The organism is Rhizobium sp. R339, assembly GCF_002211395.1.
Lineage (GTDB): Bacteria > Pseudomonadota > Alphaproteobacteria > Rhizobiales > Rhizobiaceae > Rhizobium.
In genome coordinates, this window is record NZ_LOKV01000026.1 from 376,003 (window position 1) to 382,035 (window position 6,033).

At 60.4% G+C, this 6,033-nt stretch carries 6 protein-coding genes and 1 rRNA gene; 1 reads left to right on the forward strand and 6 read right to left on the reverse strand.

Going from position 1 to position 6,033, the window contains the following annotated elements; translation table 11 throughout:
* Positions 1-51 precede the first annotated feature (51 nt).
* From ATY76_RS28725 to ATY76_RS28750, 6 genes are all read right to left on the reverse strand, one after another.
* Positions 52-996, reverse strand: a complete 945-nt coding sequence (locus ATY76_RS28725; protein WP_088678033.1) for a phosphoribosylaminoimidazolesuccinocarboxamide synthase — start codon at positions 994-996, stop codon at positions 52-54.
* Between the two features lie 85 nt (positions 997-1,081).
* Entirely contained in the window at positions 1,082-2,824 is a 1,743-nt protein-coding gene (locus ATY76_RS28730) for an SLC13 family permease (protein ID WP_088678034.1), read from the reverse strand.
* A 93-nt stretch (positions 2,825-2,917) separates the two neighbouring features.
* Positions 2,918-3,622 carry a phosphoribosyltransferase gene (locus ATY76_RS28735; RefSeq protein WP_088678035.1) on the reverse strand — a complete coding sequence of 235 codons (705 nt, stop codon included), beginning with the start codon at positions 3,620-3,622 and terminating at the stop codon, positions 2,918-2,920.
* A complete protein-coding gene (locus tag ATY76_RS28740; protein WP_088678036.1) occupies positions 3,619-4,425 on the reverse strand; it encodes a pseudouridine synthase in 807 nt (268 codons plus the stop codon). The genes ATY76_RS28735 and ATY76_RS28740 overlap by 4 nt, the downstream gene beginning before the upstream one ends.
* Positions 4,426-4,580: 155 nt before the next feature.
* Positions 4,581-4,787, reverse strand: a complete 207-nt coding sequence (locus ATY76_RS28745; protein ID WP_088678037.1) for a hypothetical protein — start codon at positions 4,785-4,787, stop codon at positions 4,581-4,583.
* Between the two features lie 140 nt (positions 4,788-4,927).
* A complete protein-coding gene (locus tag ATY76_RS28750) occupies positions 4,928-5,266 on the reverse strand; it encodes a hypothetical protein (RefSeq protein ID WP_088678038.1) in 339 nt (112 codons plus the stop codon).
* Between the two features lie 700 nt (positions 5,267-5,966).
* Between ATY76_RS28750 and ATY76_RS28755 the strand changes: the two genes are divergently transcribed.
* Positions 5,967-6,033 (forward strand): 16S ribosomal RNA (locus ATY76_RS28755); the annotation flags it as partial.

Consider the following 6,033-nt stretch of genomic DNA (forward strand, 5'->3'; position numbering starts at 1 on the left):
ACGAGAGCTGCCAAGCCGATGCTCGGCCCGGCGGCTTCGTGTCGTCCTTATTCAAGGGAAATAGCGGGCGAGGTTGTTTCGGACACGGGCAAGCGGCGTCTCGCCGCTATCGTCGGGAACGAAGCGTTCGCCGGTGATCGCCTCATAGGCCTTGATGTAGACGGCCGAGGTCTGCTCGATCAGCTCGACGGGAATTTCCGGAATTTCGTCCTTGTAGGGATCGCAACGCTCCGCCACCCAGGCGCGGACGAAATCCTTGTCGAAACTTTCCGGCCGCTTTCCAGCCGCAAAACTTGCCGGATAGCTTTCGGCAAGCCAGTAGCGGCTGCTATCCGGCGTGTGGATCTCGTCGGCGAGGATGATGTTGCCGTCGCCATCGGTGCCGAATTCATATTTGGTATCGACGAGGATCAGGCCGCGCTCGGCCGCCATCTCCTGGCCGCGGGCGAAGAGGGCGAGCGCGTATGCCGACAAGGTTTCCCACTGCTGGCTTGTCAGGAGGCCGCGCGTGACGATTTCGGCAGGCGTCAGCGGCTCGTCATGGCCGCCATCGAATTCCTTGCTGGTCGGCGTGATGACTGGCTCCGGTAGAATCTGGTTGTCGCGCATGCCGTCCGGAAGGCGCATGCCGTACATTTTCCGCTCGCCCTTCTTATAGAGCGTCAGGATTGAGGTGCCGGTGGTGCCGGCAAGATAACCACGCACGACGATCTCGACCGGCAGGATGTCGAGCCGCTTGCCGATGACGACATTCGGATCGGGATAGTCGAGGACGTGGTTCGGGCAGATGTCCTTCGTCGCTTCGAACCAATAGCGCGCCGTTTGCGTCAACACCTGGCCCTTATAGGGAATGCAGGTAAGGATGCGGTCGAAAGCGCTCAGCCGGTCGGTGCTGATGATGATGCGGCGTCCGTCCGGAAGGTCGTAATTCTCGCGCACCTTGCCGCGATAATAGTTCGGCAGTTCCGGGAAATAGGCTTCGGAGAGGATTCGCACGGCGCTCGACTGTCCTTGTGGTTGGCTGACGGCTTCCTGCTCTAGTTTCATTGCCGGGGAAGTCAAGTCGAGCCCAACTATCGCATCACAGCCAGAACAGGGCCAGGAAAAACAAAGCAAGGCCATAACATGCGACGGTGAGCGGCCAGCCGGCGCGCAGGAAGTCGCCGAAGCGGTAGCCGCCTATGCCCATCGCCAGCGTATTGTTGTGATGGCCGAAGGGGGTGAGGAAATCGAGCGACGCACCGGCGGCAACGGCGATCAGATAGGCATCCGGCGCGTGCTGTCCGGCCTTTGCGAATTCCAGCGCGATCGGGGTCAGCACGATCGCGACCGTCGCGTTGTTGACGAAGGGCGTCAATGCCATGGCGAGGAAGAGGATGAGCGCGATGCCGGAGAAAGGATCGGCGATCGGCACCACGAGGCTCAGCCAGCCGGCAATGGTTTCGGCCGCTCCGGTGGTGGCCATTGCCTGGCCGATCGGGATCATCGCCGCGAGCATGATGATGATTGGCCAGTTGAGATCGGCCATGGCCTGACGGATGTTCAGGAGGTTGAGCAGGGCGAGCGCGAGGACGACGCAGGCAAAGGCGATATCGGGATGCAGGCCGGCCGCGGAGGCGGCGACCCCGCCGGCAAAAAGCGCGAAAGGCCGCCATGAGAGCACGACAGGTTCGACCGGCACTGTCTGAGCGAGCGGCAGACACTCGCTTTCATCAAGCGCTTCGGCGATCGCCGTGCGCGATCCTTCCAGCGTCAATATATCGCCGATCGATAGCTGCAGATCGAGAAAGCGGCCCTCGATGCGCGGCGCGCGCATGGACAGAGCGGTGACCGCGACGCCGCGGCTGTGAAAGACTTCGAGCGAGCGGATGCGTGAGCCGACCAGCGTGCTTTCCGGCATGACGACGCTTTCGACGCGGGCGAAATCCGCCTGATTTCCGTCCGGGTGGGCATCGGCCAGCAGCGTCTGCGCGGCGGAGAGGCCGGCAAAGGTGGTATCGCCACCTTCGGCAAGCAGCACATCGCCGGCTTCGATCACCGATTGGTCGAGCGGACCGAAGACGAAATTGTCGGCGCGGATCAGGGCGTGCGGCTTGATGCCGAAACGCGCCGAACACTCGGAAAGCCGTACGCCGATCAGCGGCGAGGCATCGGGAACGCGACGCTCGACGACAATGCGGCGTGCAATTGAAGAGATCGTGGCCGGTGCTTCGTCAGGTTCCGGAAACAGACGCTGCACGCGAAAGGCAATGAGAAGAATGCCGGCGATCGCCACGGGCAGGCCGACATAGGCGAAATCGAAAAAGCGAAAGCCCGTTCCCGTTGCCTTGGCGAGCCCATCGCTGACAAGCAGATTGGCCGGCGTGCCGATCAGTGAAACCATGCCGCCGAGCAGCGCCGCAAAGGAAAGCGGCATGACGATCTGGCGACGGGGAATGGCAAGCGCCGTGCCGAGCCCGAGTGCTACCGGCAGCGTAATTGCGAAGGCGCCGATATTGTTCATGAAGATGGAAATGAAACCGGCGAGCGAGGACGTGCCTGATATGACTTTGAAGCGCGAGGGCTTAGCGGCCGCGAAGCGGGTGGCAAGGCTGTCGAAGAGCTTAGCGCGCGCAAGCACCTGAACGATCAGCAGGATTTCGATGACGGTGATGACGACGGGGCTGGCGAAGCCGGTGAAGATCTGATCGGCTGGATAAAGACCAAGCGCATAACCGGCAAGCAGGCCGGCGATCGAGACGATCTCGATGCGGATGCGATCGAGCGAAAAGAAAATGAGCATCGCCAGCAGAAGGACCAGCAGGGATGCTTGTTCAAACGACATGGGCGGATCCCGTATGCATGTGTCAGCCGGACTGTGCTCGTCCGGTGCGCTATAAAGCGGTGCCGGCCGACAAGATTCAATCCCGAGATTTCGTTAGAGCCGTGCTACCTGCCACCGGCCCGCGGCGTTCCGCTCCAGCATCGGCGTTGCGAAGACGCCAGCAATGCGCGCCGCCCATTGCGGCCCGGCCCCCGCCAGCTTTTCGCGCCAGCGCTCCGACTGCAGCATTGCCGCGCCGATGGCGACAGGTTCGATGCCGCAGGCGGCAAGCAGCTCAAGACCGGCGACGATCGAGGCGCCGCTGGAGATGACGTCATCGATCAGGGCGACGCGCCGTTCCGCAAGCAGCGGCAGCATGCGCGGATCGATATAAAGACGTTTCTGCTGCGTCGGCGTGGTGATCGAGGACAGGGCAACGGAGAGCTCGTCGCGGTACCAGAATTTGCGCGATGTGCCGAGCGGGACATAGCGGCCATGCCCGAGCTTTTGCGCTACGGCGGCGGCCAGTGTCAGGCCGAGAGTCGGCAGGCCCGCGACGATATCGATCCGCATGGGCCTGATCTTTTCGGCGAGGCTTTCGGCAAGGGCATCGAGCACGGCAAAGCTCGCCTGGTTGACGATCAGCGAGGCGAGGGCATGATCGCCATCGGCGAGCACCCGGATCGGCAGGCGAAGCTGGCGGCCGTCTTCCAATGCGGCGATATAGAAGGAGGTGAACTCCTTCTGCTCGGCAAATGTGCCGGGCGGATGAAGCTCCTGCCAGAAATCGTGCGGCGCGATATCAGTCACATCGGTCAACTGCGCCTCGTCCTTTCCAGGCCGGCTTTCCGGCGTAGCCCCTGCAATTCGGCTTCGGTCAGCGCACGCACGGCGCCTTTCGGCAACTCGCCGAGTTCGAGCCCGCCGATCGCGACGCGGACGAGCCGCAGACACTCGGTATCGAGTGCCTCCAACATGCGGCGGATCTGGCGGTTGCGGCCTTCGTCGAGCTCCACCTCGATCCACGAATTTTTGTCGCCCTGGCGCAGGCGCCGCGCGGCGGTCGCCGTCAGCAATTCGCCATCGTGGCGGATGCCTGACGTCATGGCGGCTATCGCCTCGTCGTCCATGAGGCGATCGATCTGCACATGATAGGTTTTCGTCAGATGCGTGACTGGATCGAGCAGGATCTGGGCGAATTCCGTGTCGTTGGTGAACAGCAGCAGGCCTTCGCTCGCCTTGTCGAGCCGCCCGACGGGGGAGAGGTGCGGGATGTCGAAATCCTTGAGGCAATCATAGACCGTCGGCCGGCCTTCGGGATCGTCCCGGGTGGTGACGAGCCCGCGCGGCTTGTTGAGCATCAGATAGATTTTCGCCTCGGCGGCGACGAGGCGGCCGTCGACGGTTATCCTTGCCGTGGAAAGATCGACCCATGCGGAGGCATCGCTGACCCTGCGGCCATCGACTGCAACGCGGTTTTCGGCGATCAGCCGTTCGGCCTGCGTACGGGAACAATAACCGAGCTTGGATAGGGCGCGGGGGAGGGTGACTCGCTTGGCTGCGGCGTCGGCGGCCGGCTTTGTGCGCTCGCGCGTCTTGTGCGGTGGACGCCGCTCCCTCATCTGCCATCCTTGTGCTGTCTTCGAATGCCTTCTCTTGGCATGAACAGCGCAAGGATGCCAGCAAGGCGATTAAAAACCCAGGATAAGCGGGCGTCACAAGAAAACATCAGCGCTTTGGGGCAAAGCGCCGTCAGGCATGATCGATCGTGCGATCTTCAGCGGCAGGCCATGAAACCGGCCAGTTCCTTGCGGCTGACAACGATACCGGCTGCGGCCTTGGCCGGATCCGGGTGTGTGTAGGATAGGCTTGGCATTTCCGGCAATTCGAGTGCCTGGCGCATATTCATGATACCGACCGCGTAACGGCCATTGGCGCCGTCGACGCTGACTTCAATGATGCAATTGGCCCTCTTGTTTTCCATGTGTCGTCCTCCCTGTAGTTTTTTATGTTCCCACCACTGCCATTAAAAATTGGTTTTTCTGAGACATAAGCGTTTACGCACCCTACCGAAAAATAGATCGGCGGGTGCGTAAAAATACTGATTTTCAGCGGATCGGCGTTTTAGCGCCACCAATGGCGGGGCTGCGGCTGCGAATTGCCGCCAAGCAGATATCCGGCGAGAAAGCCAAGCGCCCCTGCCAGCATCAATGCAGTGGTGGTCGCGGCCGCGTGTTCGCGAGCGGCCCCGGCGGCAGCGGCCCCTTCGGCCCGGATCTGGGCCACGGCGTTTTTCGCGCGGGGAAGGGCATCTTCATAAACCTTGCCGGCGCGGCCGCGCACCTCGTAATAGGCTTCGGCGCCCTGCGCGGAAATCATCTTCTGCAAGCGCGAGACTTCCTGCTGGAGTGCTGCGATGTCCTTGCTTACGGATGTCCTGATATCATCGGTATTGGCAGCCATGTCGGTCTCCTTTCTTCAATGGGAAAGACAACACCTCAGACGGCGATAGGTTCCGAAATGGCAACCGTTGATTTGTGATGGAAATTTAAAGCGCGTTGGCCCGAGGCGTTTTCATCCTCCGTTAACCCATAAATCCGCTCAAGGCGCTGTTTTTTCGTTACCTTTCGGCGGTTGACGACGGGTTTTCAGCGGATTTTTGACCGGTTGATAAAAGAATTTTCGCGGATCCGGCCTGAAAGGGCGGCCTGTGGATAATGCCGGCGGGTAAAAACATGTTCCGAATCAACCCGTTACAAAATTGTCAAAAAACTTTTGGTATGGCTGTTGACTTAGAAAAGGGGTTAGTTCTATAAGCCCACTCACTGAACGAGGGCGGCGGCGCTGCTGGCGACGAAGTCTTTCGTTCTAAAGAAACTCAAGCGGATTGGCGATTGCTGGTTTGTGTTCTGGGCGCGAGTTTGGAACGGGTTTTGGTGACGGCTTTGGGTCGTCGGTTATTTGACAATTGAAGAATGAGAAGAAAGAGAAACGTGGGCGGCGGAGCTTGCGGGATCGGCAGAGATGCTGGTTCTTTGAAAGAGACTTTGGCGGTCACGTTTATCAAGAGAATACACCTCGTTTTGGTGCAGTGATGCATCTGGAAACGGGTGTGAGTTCTCGTCGATTCAGAACGTGACGTAATTGCCAATGATTGAATTCTCAACATGAGAGTTTGATCCTGGCTCAGAACGAACGCTGGCGGCAGGCTTAACACATGCAAGTCGAGC